The 17,289-nt window shown below is 30.8% G+C and carries 12 protein-coding genes and 3 tRNA genes; 8 read left to right on the top strand and 7 right to left on the bottom strand.

From position 1 onward, the window contains the following. Window positions 1-23: 23 nt before the first annotated feature. From ABGB03_RS07620 to ABGB03_RS07605, 4 genes are all read left to right on the top strand, one after another. Entirely contained in the window at window positions 24-2,072 is a 2,049-nt protein-coding gene (locus ABGB03_RS07620) for an HDIG domain-containing metalloprotein (protein WP_347926225.1), read from the top strand. A 106-nt stretch (window positions 2,073-2,178) separates the two neighbouring features. Further along, window positions 2,179-2,265 (top strand) — tRNA-Ser (locus ABGB03_RS07615). Between the two features lie 21 nt (window positions 2,266-2,286). After that, window positions 2,287-2,361, top strand: a tRNA-Pro gene (locus ABGB03_RS07610). 15 nt (window positions 2,362-2,376) lie between these two features. Next, window positions 2,377-2,453 (top strand) — tRNA-Arg (locus ABGB03_RS07605). A gap of 88 nt (window positions 2,454-2,541) precedes the next feature. Here ABGB03_RS07605 and ABGB03_RS07600 read toward each other — a convergent pair. From ABGB03_RS07600 to tsaD, 7 genes are all read right to left on the bottom strand, one after another. Further along, a complete protein-coding gene (locus tag ABGB03_RS07600; protein WP_347926224.1) occupies window positions 2,542-3,198 on the bottom strand; it encodes an HAD family phosphatase in 657 nt (218 codons plus the stop codon). Between the two features lie 275 nt (window positions 3,199-3,473). Next, window positions 3,474-4,655 (bottom strand): class I SAM-dependent methyltransferase, encoded by a 1,182-nt coding sequence (locus ABGB03_RS07595; RefSeq protein WP_347926222.1) that lies wholly within the window; start codon window positions 4,653-4,655, stop codon window positions 3,474-3,476. A 7-nt stretch (window positions 4,656-4,662) separates the two neighbouring features. Continuing rightward, window positions 4,663-5,751 (bottom strand): AI-2E family transporter, encoded by a 1,089-nt coding sequence (locus ABGB03_RS07590; RefSeq protein WP_347926220.1) that lies wholly within the window; start codon window positions 5,749-5,751, stop codon window positions 4,663-4,665. 21 nt (window positions 5,752-5,772) lie between these two features. Further along, the gene (locus ABGB03_RS07585) at window positions 5,773-6,273 is read right to left on the bottom strand and encodes a TrmH family RNA methyltransferase (RefSeq protein WP_347926391.1); all 501 of its coding nucleotides are present in this window, start codon (window positions 6,271-6,273) and stop codon (window positions 5,773-5,775) included. A 219-nt stretch (window positions 6,274-6,492) separates the two neighbouring features. Then, window positions 6,493-7,134, bottom strand: a complete 642-nt coding sequence (locus ABGB03_RS07580; RefSeq protein WP_347926218.1) for a DUF4159 domain-containing protein — start codon at window positions 7,132-7,134, stop codon at window positions 6,493-6,495. Between the two features lie 3 nt (window positions 7,135-7,137). Continuing rightward, window positions 7,138-7,842, bottom strand: a complete 705-nt coding sequence (locus ABGB03_RS07575) for a 16S rRNA (uracil(1498)-N(3))-methyltransferase (protein ID WP_347926216.1) — start codon at window positions 7,840-7,842, stop codon at window positions 7,138-7,140. A 553-nt stretch (window positions 7,843-8,395) separates the two neighbouring features. After that, window positions 8,396-9,418: a tRNA (adenosine(37)-N6)-threonylcarbamoyltransferase complex transferase subunit TsaD gene (gene tsaD, locus ABGB03_RS07570; RefSeq protein WP_347926215.1), complete on the bottom strand. Its 1,023-nt coding sequence runs from the start codon at window positions 9,416-9,418 to the stop codon at window positions 8,396-8,398. Window positions 9,419-9,652: 234 nt separating this feature from the next. Between tsaD and ABGB03_RS07565 the strand changes: the two genes are divergently transcribed. The 4 genes from ABGB03_RS07565 to ABGB03_RS07550 all read left to right on the top strand — a co-directional run bounded on the left by ABGB03_RS07565 (window position 9,653) and on the right by ABGB03_RS07550 (window position 17,122). Further along, on the top strand, window positions 9,653-14,062 hold the full coding sequence (locus ABGB03_RS07565; protein WP_347926213.1) for a translocation/assembly module TamB domain-containing protein: 4,410 nt from the start codon (window positions 9,653-9,655) through the stop codon (window positions 14,060-14,062). A 123-nt stretch (window positions 14,063-14,185) separates the two neighbouring features. Continuing rightward, window positions 14,186-15,172, top strand: coding sequence for a 6-phosphofructokinase (gene pfkA, locus ABGB03_RS07560; protein ID WP_347926212.1), 987 nt, complete (start codon window positions 14,186-14,188; stop codon window positions 15,170-15,172). A 14-nt stretch (window positions 15,173-15,186) separates the two neighbouring features. Then, window positions 15,187-16,188 carry a type I glyceraldehyde-3-phosphate dehydrogenase gene (gene gap, locus ABGB03_RS07555; RefSeq protein WP_347926211.1) on the top strand — a complete coding sequence of 334 codons (1,002 nt, stop codon included), beginning with the start codon at window positions 15,187-15,189 and terminating at the stop codon, window positions 16,186-16,188. A 70-nt stretch (window positions 16,189-16,258) separates the two neighbouring features. After that, window positions 16,259-17,122, top strand: coding sequence for an N-acetylglucosamine kinase (locus tag ABGB03_RS07550; protein WP_347926210.1), 864 nt, complete (start codon window positions 16,259-16,261; stop codon window positions 17,120-17,122). Window positions 17,123-17,289 lie beyond the last annotated feature (167 nt).

The following is a 17,289-nucleotide window of genomic DNA, read 5'->3' as shown; positions in this document are numbered from 1 at the left end:
TTGAAATAATCTTAATACAATTCATGAAGGATTTTATAAATAGGCTATATAAAAATCATTCCTTAATATATAAGGCGCTACTTTTTATAGCAACTTCTTTTTTAATAGTATACTTATTCCCTAAGAGCGGAAAGTTTAAGTATAGTTTTGAAAAAGGAAAGCCTTGGCAATCTGAAAATTTGTATGCACCTTTTGATTTTGCAATTAAAAAGGCAGAAGAAGAAGTACAAGAGGAGCGAAAAAAAATACAAGAAAACGCATCTATATATTTTGATATTAATAAGGAAATTACTTCTGAAGTAATAAAAGATTATGAAACTAAATTTCCTATAGTATTTTCAGATTCATTATTTAGAAGAGAGAAAACACAGTTGTTTAATCAGGGTATATCTTTGTTAAATAAAATGTACTCAATAGGCATTCTTGATAAAGACTATGATTATCCAGATAATAAAACAATAATTGTTCTAGAGGATAGAAATCAAATTAAGTCTACAAATTATTCAAGTTTCATTAAGCCTAATTTCAGGACTCATGCCGAGAAGAATATTAGTGAATTAAATCTTGCAATTGAAGATTCACAAAAGTTGATTTCATTATTTTTTGACATAATAAAGCCAAATATTGCTTTAAATACAAGTATTACTAGTAATTCATTACAAGAAGAATTAGACAAAATCTCATTAGTAAGAGGCAGGATAGCTCAAGGTACTATTATTATATCGAAAGGAGAAGTTGTAGAAGGCGATAAGTTTGAGGTTTTAAAATCATTAGAGTCAGAATATGAATCGCAAATATGGAGTGAAGCAAATTATAATTGGATTATAGCTGCTTATACTTTATTAGTGGCGCTAACATTGTTAATGTTGCTACTCTTTTTAAGAAAATATCGACCAGATGTATTTAAAAACAATACAAAAGTCACTTTCATATTTTTTAATATTTCGCTAATGGTATTGCTAACCACTTTGGTGGTAAATTATAATTCAGCATATGTCTATATAGTTCCAATATGTATTTTACCTCTAGTTTTAAAAGCCTTTTTTGATGCACGATTAGGCTTGTTTGCACATGTTGTTACTGTGTTATTACTTGGATTTGTAGTAACAAACAATTATGAATATATGTTCTTGCAAATAATTGCAGGAATTGTTACAATACTTACAGTATCTGAGCTTTACAAAAGAGCTAATCTATTTATATCTGTTGGGCAAATCACACTTATTTATATAGTAGCTTACTTTGCTTTTTTTGTTATACATGAAGGAGGTATTGACAATTTAAAAGGTGAGACTTTCATTCTTTTTATACTTTGTGGATTAGCAACTTTGTTTGTACAACCTTTAATATATGCTTACGAAAAGCTATTTGGTTTAGTTTCTGATGTGTCATTATTAGAGCTTTCAGATACGAATTCAAAATTATTAAAAGAGTTATCTAATAAAGCTCCAGGTACGTTTCATCATTCTTTAAATGTTGCAAATTTAGCTGAGGCATCGGCGAATGAAATTGGAGCTAATGCTATGTTAGTACGTGTAGGTGCCTTATACCATGATATAGGGAAAATGAAAAACCCAACTTACTTTACTGAAAACCAAGCAACAGGCATTAACCCTCATGACGAATTATCTCCTAAAGAGAGTGCAGCAATTATAATTGGTCATGTAATTGATGGTATTGAATTAGCAAAAAAGTACAATCTTCCTGATCGCGTTATAGATTTTATTAGAACACATCACGGAACTAGCTTGGTCTATTACTTTTATAGTAAAGAGAAAGGAATGGATGGTGGAATAGATATTAATGATTTTAGATATCCAGGACCTAGCCCATTTAGTAAAGAAACAGCCATTTTAATGATGTGTGATAGTGTTGAAGCGGCCTCCAAAAGTTTAAAAGAGCCTACTTCTGCTAAGATTGAAGTATTTGTTGAAAATATTATTAGTAAACAAATTGAAAATGGACAATTTTTAAATGCTAATATTACCTTCAAAGAAATTCAATCTATTAAAAAAGTATTAAAGCATAAGTTGGCTAATATCTATCACTTACGCATTGAATATCCAGAATAGTAATATTACTTTAAAAAAGTAAAAAAATTGTTTGCGTTCTTTAAGATGAAAAGTTACATTTGCATCCGCATTAAAAAATAATGCAACGTTCTTACAACATAGAATTGGAGAGGTGCCTGAGTGGCCGAAAGGACTTGTTTGCTAAACAAGCGTACCCTAACGGGTACCCGGGGTTCGAATCCCCGTCTCTCCGCATTTTTTAAGATAATCGTTTCGGGGTGTAGCGTAGCCCGGTTATCGCGCCGCGTTTGGGACGCGGAGGTCGCAGGTTCGAATCCTGCCACCCCGACAAATTAAATTAACTGGTGGCATAGCTCAGCTGGATAGAGCACCTGCCTTCTAAGCAGGCGGTCCTAGGTTCGAATCCTAGTGCCATCACCACAAAGAAACCTTGCAGAAATGCAAGGTTTTGTTGGTTTTATAAGTGACTATAGTTTTCGTTTAGTTTTAAAATTGACAAATAAAGGTTTTAAATTATACTTTTAATTTTATCAAAAGTAATATCTTCAAAAGAAGTCACAACTTTATTAGCTGTTGAGTAATCTTGATTTTTTGAATGTTCACTTTTATATCCAATGCAATAGATATCTGCAGAGTTTGCTGCTTTAATTCCGTTAGTAGAATCTTCAATAACTATACATTCATTTCTATTATAGCCAGAAGATTTAGCTGCATTAATGAAAATTTCAGGATGTGGCTTTGATGCTTTTAAATCAGCACCACTTAATTTATCTTTAAAATATTTATCTAAATCAAAACGATTAAAAACATTGTTTATAGTAGTCATTGAAGCAGAAGAGGCTAATACTAAAGTTAAACCGTTTTTGTAATAATCTTTTATAATATTATGTACCCCATCTATAAGATCTAAATCTTTATCGTTTTCAAAAATATATTTGAAATATTGACGCTTCAAGTTTACTAACTCTTGTGGGGTATTTTGCAAATCGAATTTTGAGCATAGCGTTTTGCAAATATTGTAAGTTGATTGACCAGTAAAAGATTCATACAATTGACTAGAAACATTAATTCCAACAGTATTAAACATTTCTGCATAGGCTTTTTTATGTAAAGGCTCGGAGTTAACAATAACACCATCCATATCAAATATTACTGCTTTTATCACAATTCTATTTTTTTGCGAATATACTTTAATATGCTAAGTATTAAAAGTATATATTATTTAGTTCAATATTTAAACAGGTTTTGATAAGCTTAACTGTTAATTTACACTTAAATTTTTGACATAAGACACTCGAAATTTACAATATTCAGTAAATTAACTGTCTATAAAATTTTTAGTGATAATTATAGAGTGAATCCTTTAGTAAAACTATAGTTTAAGGTTAATGTTATTAGTAATAAAGGATTTTTGGGTTGTCTTTTTTGGCAACCCTTTTTTTATAATTTTTCACAAACAAGTACGATTTTTTCATCGCTAATATTAGTTGTAAAAAATGCATAACTTTCTCCTCCATCTTTCATGTTGAATTTTTTTCTAAGCTCACTTACAGATTCTGAAAAATTTCTAGTTGTGATATTAACTTTAGAGTTTCCTAAAATCTTTTTAATTGCTTTTTTGTTGTAGGGAATGTGCTTGACTATTTTAAAAATTCTCCCAGGGAAATCTATTAATGCATTTGAAGTATATAAATGTGAGTGTTGATGTAATTTATTTATATTTAACTCCTGTGCTATTGTTTTGAAGGCTCCAGATTTCAATATTGCTGCATTAGGCTCATACAAATAGGTTAGTGGTAAAGAAAAGTTGGCTTTTGCATTTAATTCGGTTGAATATAAAAAACTAAAAGTTTCTTTTTTCTCACCTTTAATGTTAATTGTATCTATTGCTATTTCGTCTTTATGCCCTTTGTTTAGCATAAAGAGGACTTCTTTGACTTCGTTATTTACCGCAACTATATGAATGGCTTTAGTGTGTTTTATTTCGGATATACCAATAGATATATCTAGCATTGGAGAAGCTTTTACTAATACATTATTAGTGTACTTAAAAAGTAAGTCTAAATGTTCAGGAACATTTGGTAAGCAATCTTTGAGGTAGAAAACTTTCCCTTTGCTGTCATGCCTTCTGGATGGGTCAATATAAATCCAATCACAAGTTTTTTCAACTTGCTGTATATGCTCAATTCCATCTACATTTAATGTTTTTGTATTATTTGCTTCTAATTGATTGTAATTGTGAGACACAATTTTGGATAAGTTTTTATCAATTTCGCAATGCGTTACTTCTTCAAAATATTTTGAAAAGAAAAAGCAATCAACTCCAAAGCCACCTGTAATGTCAATAATGGAGTTGCCATTCATTAATCTGGATTTGTAATCTGCGGTAATTTCTGAAGATGTTTGCTCAATATTTAACTTGTTCGGATAATAAATATTAGAAGTTTTAAACCAAGTTGGTAGTTTTGTTTTACATTTTCTTTTGGCTTCAATCTGTTCAATAACCTCTTTTAATTCAACATTACTAAAAGATTTTTTTTTAAATAATAAAGAGGCTACATCTGAATTAATATTATCATCTATGAATTCTTGAATTTCAGTATTTAAAATAGAATTATTCAAATAGATGTTATATATCTTTAGTAAGTTGCTTGACTATCTTGTTTTCGGCTAAAAACTCCTTTAAAATCACTTTAATAGCTGTGTAAGTTGGTATTGCGACAATCATACCTAAAACGCCAAATAAAATTCCAGCTATTATAATTACTAGAAATATTTCTAAAGGATGAGATTTTACACTTTTCGAGAAGATAAATGGTTGGCTAAAAAAATTATCAACTAATTGACCAATAACGAAACCGATCATTACATACGTCGTTTTGGGTACAATTACTTCGCTAAAACTAGAGCCCATAAAACTTGACATGGTAAGCGTTAGCATTAAAACGCCTCCAACCATAGGTCCTACATAAGGAATTAAGTTTAATAAGGCGCATAGAAACGCAATTACAATAGCGTTTTTCACTCCAAAAACGAGTAATACGATTGTATAGATTACAAATAGGATGAGTATTTGAAATATCAAGCCAACAAAATAGCGAGACAATAATGTTTTTATTTTTTCAAATGATTTTTTAGACCGTGTTTCCTTATTATCTGGAACAAAAACCATAATACCTTGTTCTAATAATTGACTGTCTTTTAGTAAGAAAAATGCAATAAATAGTACTGAAAACAATCCTACACTAAAACTACCTAAACCACTAACTACAGAGTTTAAAAAATTTGGAATGATAGAGTAATCAAGCTTTGAGAGTAGATTGGATTCTTTTATTGAGCGTTCAACATCATAACTATTTAAACCAAAATAATTGGTTAATTGAAAGTATAAATCTTCAACATTGTCTTGTAATTGGTCAATATTTAGCAAAGACAAGTTATGACCTTGCTCAACTATAAGCGGAATAAACATTCTCACAAGCCCAATTAGTAATGCTATTAAAATAGCCATGGTAGTAACAACAGCTATAGTGCTTCTAAATTTTAATTTTGCCTTTAAAAACCTAACAATTGGTAAACCAATTAATGAAATAACAGAAGCAATAGCGATATATACTATTACTGACTGAATTTTATATAAAAAATAAAGCAATACTGTTATACCAAGAATAATTGCTAACGCTCTTAATATACCGTTTGATATGATTTTAGAATTCATTTAGTAAATATATAAAAGAGTTTACAATAATTGCTTAGTCATTTCATATAGTGCAATATTTGCTGCTTGTACAACATTCATACTACTGTTTTGCCCAAACATATCTATATGGATTATTGCATCTGAAATGTTTAAAATTTCTTCAGAAACTCCGAAATTCTCATCTCCAATGACTAATGCAATAGGCATATTTTTTGGAATTTTAAACTGATGAATTGGTTTGCTGTTAGTAGTAATTTCTAAAGAAATGATTTGATGGTTATTTTCTTTAAGTTTTTTAACGACTTCAATGGCAGAGTCATTTACTTGATGTGACACAATTTTTTCGGTAGCTCTAGACGTCTTAGTCATTTTACGTCCTAACGGAATATATTCACCGCAAAAAATAAGTTCTGTAATCCCAAAAGCATCAGCAATTCTAAACAAACTACCAAGGTTTGGTGCATTAGTGATGTTATCACAAATTAGTGTGATTGGAAACTGTCGTTTAGTGAAATTGGTATTGTAGTGGTTGAGTTGCAATTTAATACGTGCAAAATAAATTGTTTGTACTACAATTAACAGATAGATGATCAGGCCAACATCCAAAACAACCGCAATTGTAATGAAAGCTATCAATTCCAGTTGTATAAGTATGCCCATTTACATCATTAAGAGATAGAAATGTCATGAATAGCGTAAGTACTACTGCAATAATTTTATGGTAAATTTTAAATTTCTTCATGAATTTAAAAATACAAATTAATTCTCAAAAGCATATTTAATAATATTCGCTCCCATTTTTAGTGCTTTTTCTCTAACATCTTCTGGATCGTTGTGTATTTCTGGGTCTTCCCAACCATCACCTAAATCACTTTCAAACGTAAAAAGCACTACCAAACGTGACTCGTAAAATATACCTAAAGCTTGCGGACGCTTACCATCATGCTCATGGATTTTTGGTAAACCTTGGGGAAAGTCATACGCAATATTAAATAGCTTGTGATTTGCTGGAATCTCTACTAAATCGGTATTTGGAAATACTTTTTTAAGTTCTTTTACAATATAGGGTTGCATGCCGTAATTATCGTCGATATGTAAAAACCCTCCAGAAGTAAGATAGTCCCTTAAGTTTCGAGCGTCGTCATCATTAAAAAAAACGTTTCCATGACCAGTCATGTGTAAAAAAGGAAATTGAAATATATCTACACTATTGGCTTCAACAGTTTGAGGCTTCGACTTTATTTTGGTATTAATATTCTCGTTACAAAATTCTATTAGATTTGGTAAAGCGGTTGGATTACTATACCAATCGCCACCACCTCGATATTTTAATATAGCTACTTCCTGTGATATTGAGACAAGAGAGAAAAGAGAAAAGACAATAGAAAATACTAGCTTCATAGATTATTCATTAGTATAGGCAACCGAATGACTAGCAACTACTGCAGCAGTTTCTGTTCGTAATCTGGTTTCTCCCAAAGTTACAGGAATAAATTGATGCTCCAAAGCCATTGCAATTTCTTTAACACTAAAATCGCCTTCTGGTCCAATTAAAATAGTCACATCTGCATTTGGTTTTAGTTGACTTTTTAGCGACTGCTTTTTAGTTTCTTCACAATGTGCTATAAATAATTGTCCGTGGTGTTGTTGATTTATAAAATCTGTAAAGGAGATAGCATTATTCAACTTAGGTAAATAATAGTGTAATGATTGTTTCATGGCAGATTGTAATATCTTCTCAAAACGCTCTGGTTTAATAACTTTACGTTCGCTATGGTCGCAAATAATAGGAGTGATGCTGTCGATTCCAATTTCGCTAGCTTTTTCTAGAAACCATTCGTAGCGGTCGTTCATTTTTGTTGGAGCTACTGCTATATGTACTTTATATGATTTTGGTTCTTTATAAGTCTTTGAAACAATAGTTACCATACAATTTTTTAAATCGACCATTTCAATTTCTGCTTCAAATAGCCAACCATTACCATTGGTGATGCAAAGCGTATCTCCAGTTTTTTTGCGTAACACTTTGGCAATATGCCTGCTTTCATCTTTTGGAAAAGTGAACTGAGAGGTGTTTTCGTTGATATCTGGATTGTAAAATAGTTGCATGATTCAAATATAAAAACATTTGTGTCATTGCGAATATAATGAAGCAATCTTTTGAATTTAACAGATTACCACGTCATTTCATTCCTCGTAATGACATTATGATTTTCTTTTAAAGTACTTAAAAGTACTAAGAAGTATGTTGATAATGAAAAGAAATTTTGCAAAGAAAAAGGACGAAAAAATTATGATTAAGAGAGTATTTAGTATAGAATTATAATTAAACTCGCCATTACTTAACTGTGAATCATCTTCTAATACAGCCATACATAAAAAATATAAAAAAAAAGCGATACTAGCAATATATGAATGTAATTTAACCAATGATTTAATTAGTTTAAACTTCTTGTTTGAAGTAAGCAGATAGATGATTCCGGGGATCAAATACAATAATGCCAATATTGTAGTAACGTAGAAGACATGTACGATATAGTAGGTGTCATAAATACTAAATTCTAAAGAAGCTGATTTGTCTTTTATTGTTATAAGTCCTAAAATAAAGGAAATAATACCAACAAAAAACAGTAAATAATAACTCTTTCCTTTAAACATAAACCTATATTTTCAATCTTGCAGAAGCAGTAATATTTTGTTCTGCAAAATCTTCTTCTAGATATTTTAAATACCCAACAATGGCTATCATAGCGGCATTATCTGTGGTGAATTCAAACTTTGGTACATAGGTTTTCCAACCAAATTTTTGCTCACCATCTTTTAATGCTTTTCGTATCCCAGAGTTAGCAGATACTCCACCACCAATAGCTATTTGCTTAATTCCAGTTTGTTTAGTGGCAAGTTTTAGTTTATCAATTAAAATACCAATAATAGTGTATTGTATAGAAGCACAAATATCATTTAGATTTTCCTTTATAAAATCTGGATTCTCTTTGGTTTCACGCTGTATAAAATAGAGTATGGCTGTTTTTAATCCTGAAAAACTAAAATTTAAACCATCAACTTTGGGTTTGGTGAATTTAAAAGCCTTAGGGTTTCCTTGTTGTGCACGTTTATCCATTTCTGGACCAGCTGGATAACCAAGGCCAAGTACCTTTCCACTTTTATCATAAGCTTCACCAACAGCGTCATCAATCGTTTCTCCAATGACTTCCATATCAAAATAGTGGTTCACTTTTACTATTTGTGTATGTCCGCCAGAAATAGTCATTGCTAAAAACGGAAATTCTGGTTTGTCGAAACCTTCTTCATCAATAAAATGTGCCAAAATATGTGCTTGCATGTGGTTGACATCTATTAGCGGAATGTTTAATCCATAAGCAAGTGATTTAGCAAATGATGTTCCAACCAGTAAAGAACCCATTAATCCTGGACCTCTTGTAAACGCAATAGCATTAAGTTGTTCTTTTGTAATTCCAGCTTTTTCAAGCGCTTGATGCACGACAGGAACAATGTTTTGTTGGTGAGCTCTAGATGCTAATTCAGGCACAACACCACCATATTCTTGATGTATTTTCTGGTTAGCAACAACATTGCTTAAAATGCTTCCGTTGTGTATAACAGAAGCGGCTGTATCGTCGCATGATGACTCAATTCCTAATATGTAAATATTTTGTGATGTCATTAAGAAGTTTTAGGCATAATAATTGCTTATTTTGTAATTAGATAAACGTCTGTATTTTTTTCTTTTAACGTATATACAAATAAATAAAAAAATAAAGAGCTAATAGTTAAAAATAGCCTTAAAAATTGATAAGTTTAAAGCTAGTTTTAAATTAGGGTTTAGAATCAAAATTCATAACTTTACTACAACATTAAAAAAGCACTTAAAATAGCGTTAAAAATTATAGCAATCTTTTTGCTATTGTTCATCATTTTGGTGCTATTGTTATCTATTCCTGCAGTTCAAACTCGGTTGGGTAAATATGCTACAAAAACTCTAAACGAAGATTTTGGAACGAATATAAATATTGAAAAGGTAGGTCTTCAATTTAACGGAGATGTAGAACTAAAAAACATCTACATTCAAGATTATAAAAAAGATACACTTATAAGTATTAAAGAGTTAAATACTGCTATAATAAGTTTTAGAAAGCTATACAACAACAAGCTTACTTTTGGAGACATAGATATAGAAGGGATGGTGTTTAATCTTAAAACCTACAAAGGAGAAGAAGATACCAACTTAGATATTTTTGTGGCTAAGTTTGATGAAGATTCTCCAAGTAGAGAAAAAAGCGATTTCCTACTATCATCAAGTGATGTGTCAATAATTAATAGTGAGTTTAGGCTGGTTGATGAAAATAAAGAAGAAAGTAATGTACTTACATTTAAGGACTTAAATATTAATGCAACCGATTTTTTAATATTAGGGCCAGATGTGAGTGCAAGAATAAACAAGCTTGGATTTGTTGACAATAGAGGATTACAGATAACCAATATGACTACAAATTTTGGTTATACTTTGCAGGATATGACCTTTGATTTTCTTCAAATAAAAACACCTAATTCTACTTTAAAGGGTAATTTAAAATTCGAGTACGAAAGAGAAGATTTACAATACTTTGTAGACAAAGTAAAGCTTACTGCAACTTTTGAAGATTCCGAGATTACTTTAAGTGATTTAAATATATTTTACGACGAATTTGGAAACAATCAAAAAGCGAATTTAAATGTAAATTTATTCGGTACTTTAAATAATCTAACTGCAAGTAATTTAGAATTTAGTAACTCTAGAAACACTATAGTAGACGGAGTAATTGTGCTTAAAAACTCTTTTGATAATAAGGAGGATACATTTTTAATGGATGCTAATTTCAATAGACTTACATCTAGCTATAGTGATCTTACTAGAATACTTCCAAATGTTTTAGGAACATCTATACCAACAATTGTAGATAGCTTAGGTGTATTTACTATTAGAGGAAAAACAAACCTTACTACAAAAAATCTTGATACGGATATAAAGTTAACTTCTAATATTGGAGATTTAACTGCAAAACTTAAAATTGTAAATATAAATACCAATGATGCAGCTACTTATATTGGTAACGTTGTTATGGATAATTTTGATGTAGGCGCATTAATAGGCGATGCAAATGCAGGTAGTATATCATCAAATTTAGATGTTAAGGGAACAGGTTTTACAGCCGAAAGTATTAACTCGCAAGTAAAAGGAGACGTGTTTAGTATTGTCTATAATGCGTATGAATATGAAAAAATCAAAGTAGTAGGAAATATTAAAAACAAGATATTTGATGGTAATTTAATTGTGAATGACCAAAATTTAAATCTGACTTTTAATGGTTTAGTAGATTTTTCTGAGAAGGAAAAAAAATATGATTTTAATGCCAATGTAGAACATGCAAACTTGAAAGCTCTTAATTTTATAAAAAAAGATAGTATTTCAATCTTTAAGAGTAATGTAAGCATGAACATGAATGGAAGCTCTTATGATGATGCTTATGGGAATATTAGTTTTGAAAACACACTCTATAAAAACCAAAATGATGAATACTATTTTAAGGATTTTGCTATTTCCTCAAGATTTGATAAAGATGTCAGGTATATAGAGGTAAACTCACCAGATATAGTTAAGGGAAGTCTTAATGGTAAATTCGTTTTTAGAGACATTTATAAACTTTTAGAAAACTCTTTAGGAAGTATTTATACCAACTTTAAACCGCACGATATAGCTTCTAACCAATTCATAAACTATAAATTTAATATTTATAATAAGATAGCCGAAGTATTTTATCCCGAATTAGAACTTGGAAGTAATACCTATTTCGAAGGTCGTGTAGAAAGTGATGCTAAAAAATTTAGTTTAGAATTCAATTCGCCACAAATAAAACTACAAGATTATTTTGCAAATAACATTCATCTAGAAGTAGATAATAAAAATCCTTTGTATAACACTTTTGTTGAGATAGACAGTATGTCCTCAAAGTTTTACAATGTCTCTAAATTTAGTTTAATTAATGTAACTAAGAATGACACTTTATTTGTTAAAACAGAATTTAAAGGCGGAAAAGATAATCTTGATGATTTTGACCTGAATCTGTTCTATACCATAAATGAAGAGAATAACTCAGTATTAGGATTTAGAAAGTCTAACATAGTATTTAAAGAAAATGATTGGTATATAAACGAAGAAAAGAATGACTTCAATAAAGTTGAATTTGATAGAGAATTTAAAAACATCAATATTAGAAGCTTGCGAATGAGCCATCAAAATGAAATTATTAATTTATATGGTGTCATAAAAGGTAAAACAAATAAAAATATAAACTTAGATTTTAAAGATGTTGAGCTTGCAAAAATAACACCAAGAGTAGATAGTCTTACCTTGGCAGGAAATGTGAATGGTAAATTAAATATACAACAAGCTCAAGGCGTCTATATTCCAGAATCTAATGTTACCATAGACAATTTTAAAGTTAACGATTTCAATCTAGGTTCATTTAAAGCTAATATTAAAGGGAATAGATCTCTTACTAACTATGCTGTAGACATTAGTTTAAAAGACGACAATACCGAATCTCTTTCAATAACTGGAGGATTGGATTTTTCAGGCAATAACTCAACAATTGATTTAAATGTTAATCTTAATGAGTTTATATTAAACCCTCTAAATCCTTTTGGAGAAGGTGTTATTACTGATATTCGCGGTGAAGTATCAGGAAATGCAAAAGTTTCAGGATTATTAAGTAAACCACAAATAAATGGTGAATTAAGTTTAGATAGAGGAGGACTTAGAGTTCCTTATTTGAATGTTGATTATTCATTTGGAGATGAAACAAAAATCATCTTGCAGCAACAAAGTTTTATATTTAATAATGCCAGATTAACCGATTCTGAATTTTTCTCAAGAGCAACATTAAGTGGTAATATAAATCATGTAAATTTTTCTAACTGGCAACTAAACCTTGATATAGATTCTGATAGACTATTAGTATTGAATACAGACGATTCAGAAGATGCTTTATATTATGGTAGAGCCTTTGTTAATGGTACTATTGATATTGTTGGTCCAACAGATCAATTAGTTATTGGAGCTATTGTGTCATCTGAAGAAGGTACGTTTTTCAAAATTCCACTAAACGATACAGAGTCATTTGGCGAGAGCTCTTATATTCATTTTTTAACTAAAGAAGAAAAGATAGCCCAAATTAATGATGAGAAAGTTGCTGCAGAAGCCATAAAAGGTTTAGAAATGGACTTTGAATTGGATATAACTGATGATGCCGAAATCGAAATTATAATGGATAAAAGCACTGGAAGTGCTATTAAAGGACGTGGTAGAGGTGCTTTAAGAACAAGAATTACTACCAATGGTATTTTCGAAATGAATGGCGATTTTTTCATTACTGAAGGAACTTACAATTATAGTTTTCAAGGTGTTGTAGAAAAAGAATTTAGAGTGTTAAACGGAGGTACTTTGGTTTGGGAAGGTGACCCATTAAAAGCACAAATAAACATTGAAGCGGTTTACGATAAAATTCAAGCAAATCCATCGGTATTGTTAGATAACCCTATTAATACAAGTATTCCAGTTGAGGTGAAAATTCATTTAACCGACCAATTAGAGAAACCAACTATTGATTATGATTTAGCGTTCCCAACTGTAAGTTCCACTTTAGATTCCGAGCTGCAATACCGTTTAAACGATAAAGATAGTAAGGAACTACAAGTAATTTCTTTATTACTTACAGGAGGTTTCCGAAGTGAATTGAGTTTTGGCTCTCAGGATGCTTTTGGATTGGTTTCAGATAGATTACAGTCTATGTTAAACGAAATATTATCCTCAGAAGACGGTAAAGTAAATTTAGGATTAGACTTTCAAATTGGTCAAAACACTCCAGATTTTGAAACTAGCAGTCGCGTAGGTGTAACATTGTCAACTAAATTAAGTGATAATATCCTTATTAATGGTAAGGTTGGTGTACCAATTGGAGGTGTTAGCGAAACTGTAATTGCAGGAGATTTTGAAGTAGAAATGCTAATTAACGAAGACAGAACCTTATCGTTAAAATTTTTCAATAGAGAAAATAGTATCAGGTATTTTGGAGAACAAATTGGTTATACACAAGGTGTAGGGCTTTCGTATAATGTGGAGTTTGATAATCTAAAAGAATTAGTTCAAAAAATATATAGTGGTAAAAAGAAGGAGAAAAGGAAAAAAGAAAATACTACCGAAAACGCAACTCCGTCTTATATTAATATCAAGAAAAAAGATTCTATAAACTCACGTCAATCTAATAACTAAATAGTCGTTTCTTAATCATATTTTAACGAAAATTGAAACTCAAACGTTTTCGTTAAAATATGATAAAACTTAGCTTTTTTCTTGTTTAAGTTTATTAGTTTTACTTTTTCAAAGGCTTAAAAAATGGCAAAAAAAATCAAAAGAATAGGAGTGATGACTTCTGGAGGAGATGCTCCAGGAATGAATGCTGCAATTAGAGCTGTTGTTAGAGCTTGTGCTTATTATAATATTGAATGTATTGGTATTTATAGAGGTTATGATGGCATTATTGAAGGAGATTTTAAACCTATGAACGCTCGTAGTGTAAAAGGCATTATAAATAAAGGCGGAACGATTTTAAAATCTGCACGTTCTGATGATTTTAGAACTAAAGAAGGTCGAAAAAAAGCGTATGAAAGCTTAACGAATGCTGGAGTTGATGCTTTAGTTACTATTGGTGGTGACGGAACATTTACTGGAGCACTTATTTTTAATGAAGAATATAACTTCCCTGTTATTGGAATTCCTGGAACTATCGATAACGATATTTTTGGTACAACACATACTCTAGGTTACGATACGGCTTTAAATACTGTGGTTGAAGCTATCGATAAAATTAGGGATACTGCAAGTTCTCATAACCGCTTATTTTTTATTGAAGTAATGGGAAGAGATGCTGGACATATAGCACTAAACGCTGGTGTTGGAGCTGGAGCTGAGGAAGTATTAATTCCTGAAGAGGATTTAGGATTAGACAGACTTTTAGAATCTTTAAATCGAAGTAAACAATCTGGAAAATCATCAAGTATCGTAGTTGTCGCCGAAGGTGATAAAATTGGCAAAAACGTATTCGAATTAAAAGACTATGTCGATGAGCACATGTCTTACTATGATGTTCGCGTATCTGTTTTAGGTCATATGCAACGAGGTGGAAGCCCTTCTTGTTTCGATCGTGTTTTAGCAAGTAGAATGGGAGTGAAAGCGGTAGAAACTTTACTTGAAGACAAAACCAATTTTATGGTAGGGCTACTTAACAATCAAATGGAATTAACACCTTTAGAACAAGCAATTAAAGGAAAATCAACAATAAATTTAGAATTATTGCGTGTGTCAGATATCATGACAATATAAATTAGAAAAAGAATATGTCAAAAGTAAAAATTGGGATTAACGGATTTGGTCGAATTGGAAGAATTGTTTTAAGAGAAACAATAAAGAGAGCAGACATTGATGTAGTAGCTATAAACGATTTGCTAGATGTTGACCATTTAGCATACTTATTAAAATACGATTCAGTACATGGTAATTTTGATGGAAACATTCAAGTTAAAGATGGTCATCTAGTTATTAACGGAAAAACGGTAAGAGTTACAGCCGAAAGAGACCCTCGAAATCTTAAATGGAACGAGGTGGATGTAGATGTTGTTGCTGAGTGTACGGGAATTTTCACCACTCTAGAAACTGCAAATTATCATATTGAAGCTGGCGCTAAAAAAGTGGCTATTTCTGCACCTTCAAAAGATGCACCTATGTTTGTAATGGGCGTAAATCATAAAAGTATTAGCGACTCAGATGTGATTGTATCTAATGCATCATGTACAACTAATTGTTTAGCGCCTATAGCTAAAGTATTACATGATAATTTTGGTATAGAAGAAGCATTAATGACAACCATTCATGCTGCAACTGCAACACAATTAACGGTTGATGGTCCATCAAGAAAAAATTATCGCTTAGGCCGTTCAGCTTTAAATAATATTATTCCATCAACAACTGGAGCAGCCAAGGCTGTTGGAAAAGTAATACCAGAACTTAATGGAAAACTTACAGGAATGGCATTTCGTGTTCCAACTGTAGATGTGTCTGTAGTTGATCTTACGGTGAGATTGCAAAAAGATACTAGTTATGAGGCGATTAAGGAAGCCTTTAAAAAGGCAGCAGATGGAGAACTTAAAGGTGTTTTAAAATATGTAGACGAACCAGTAGTTTCGCAAGATTTTGTTGGTGAATCACATTCAAGTAACTTTGATGCTCAAGCTGGAATCGAATTAAATTCTAAGTTCTTTAAAGTAGTATCGTGGTACGATAATGAGTATGGGTATTCTGCTAAATTGGTAGATTTAATCCAATACATTCATAATCTATAATATTTATAAAGTATAAGCTGCTAATCATTATATTTGATTGGCAGTTTTTTTATGCATTAACAATTTTTTTATGATTTTTATAGTTGATAGTGGCTCTACAAAATGTGATTGGTTAGCAATTGATAATACTGGAAATCAATTGTTGGAAAAGCAACGTACTAAAGGAATGAATCCTGCAATTTTAAGCGAGAAAAAACTCTATAAAACCATAAAGAAAAACGAAGTTTTAGACCAAGTAAAAAACGATGTAACACATATCTTTTTTTATGGAGCAGGTTGTGGTACAGAAAGACCTAGACAATTATTAGAAGATGTACTTCATAACTTTTTCTCTAATGCAAAAGCCGAAGTAAGAGAAGATACTTATGCAGCTGTCTATTCAACAGTTGGAATTAATTTAGAACCAGCAGTAGTTTGTATTTTGGGTACTGGTTCCAATTGCAGTTATTTTAATGGTACAAGTGTAGAACAAAAAGTGAAATCTTTAGGCTATTCTGTAATGGATGATGCTTCTGGTAATTATTTTGGAAGACAACTTATAAGAGACTATTATTTTAACCATATGCCACAGCATTTAAAAGTATCGCTTGCTGAAAAACACAACATGGATTCCGATTTTATAAAATACAATCTCTATAAACAACCAAATCCAAATGCTTATTTGGCATCTTTTGCGGAATTTATGTTTCTTAATAAAGATTCAGAGTATATTGTAAATGTTATAAAAGAAGGAATTCGTTTGTTTGCTAAAAACATGATTTTGCAATATAAAGATGTATTAAATACTGTTCCTGTACATTTTGCAGGCTCCATTGCTTATTTCTCGCAAGAAGAGATAAAAGAAGTTGCTAGTGACATGGGATTCACAGTCGGTAATTTTGAACGTCGTCCTATTGAAGGATTAGTACACTACCATAGTAATCAATTATCTTAGCAGAATTTTGAAGAAGAAACTTGCTTATCCAACCTATTTTATTTCCAAGCTTTATATATGTAGTTCTGCATATAGCTACTAAAGAAAAATTTGACTAACTTCGTTTAGCCTCTGATATAAAACATTTAAATGTTGTATATCATCGTTTTGGCATTAATATAAACTAA

Source organism: Pontimicrobium sp. SW4, from assembly GCF_039954625.1.
Lineage (GTDB): Bacteria > Bacteroidota > Bacteroidia > Flavobacteriales > Flavobacteriaceae > Pontimicrobium.
Note: the sequence above shows the minus strand (reverse complement) of the source record. Positions and strands in the feature narration are given on the sequence as shown.

Excerpts from the sequence above, each read along its gene's own strand:
- ABGB03_RS07620 (WP_347926225.1), top strand. The coding sequence starts at position 24 with ATGAAGGATTTTATAAATAGGCTATATAAAAATCATTCCTTAATATAT.
- ABGB03_RS07590 (WP_347926220.1), bottom strand. The coding sequence starts at position 5,751 with ATGAATTCTAAAATCATATCAAACGGTATATTAAGAGCGTTAGCAATT.
- ABGB03_RS07580 (WP_347926218.1), bottom strand. The coding sequence starts at position 7,134 with ATGAAGCTAGTATTTTCTATTGTCTTTTCTCTTTTCTCTCTTGTCTCA.
- ABGB03_RS07575 (WP_347926216.1), bottom strand. The coding sequence starts at position 7,842 with ATGCAACTATTTTACAATCCAGATATCAACGAAAACACCTCTCAGTTC.
- tsaD (WP_347926215.1), bottom strand. The coding sequence starts at position 9,418 with ATGACATCACAAAATATTTACATATTAGGAATTGAGTCATCATGCGAC.
- pfkA (WP_347926212.1), top strand. The coding sequence starts at position 14,186 with ATGGCAAAAAAAATCAAAAGAATAGGAGTGATGACTTCTGGAGGAGAT.
- gap (WP_347926211.1), top strand. The coding sequence starts at position 15,187 with ATGTCAAAAGTAAAAATTGGGATTAACGGATTTGGTCGAATTGGAAGA.
- ABGB03_RS07550 (WP_347926210.1), top strand. The coding sequence starts at position 16,259 with ATGATTTTTATAGTTGATAGTGGCTCTACAAAATGTGATTGGTTAGCA.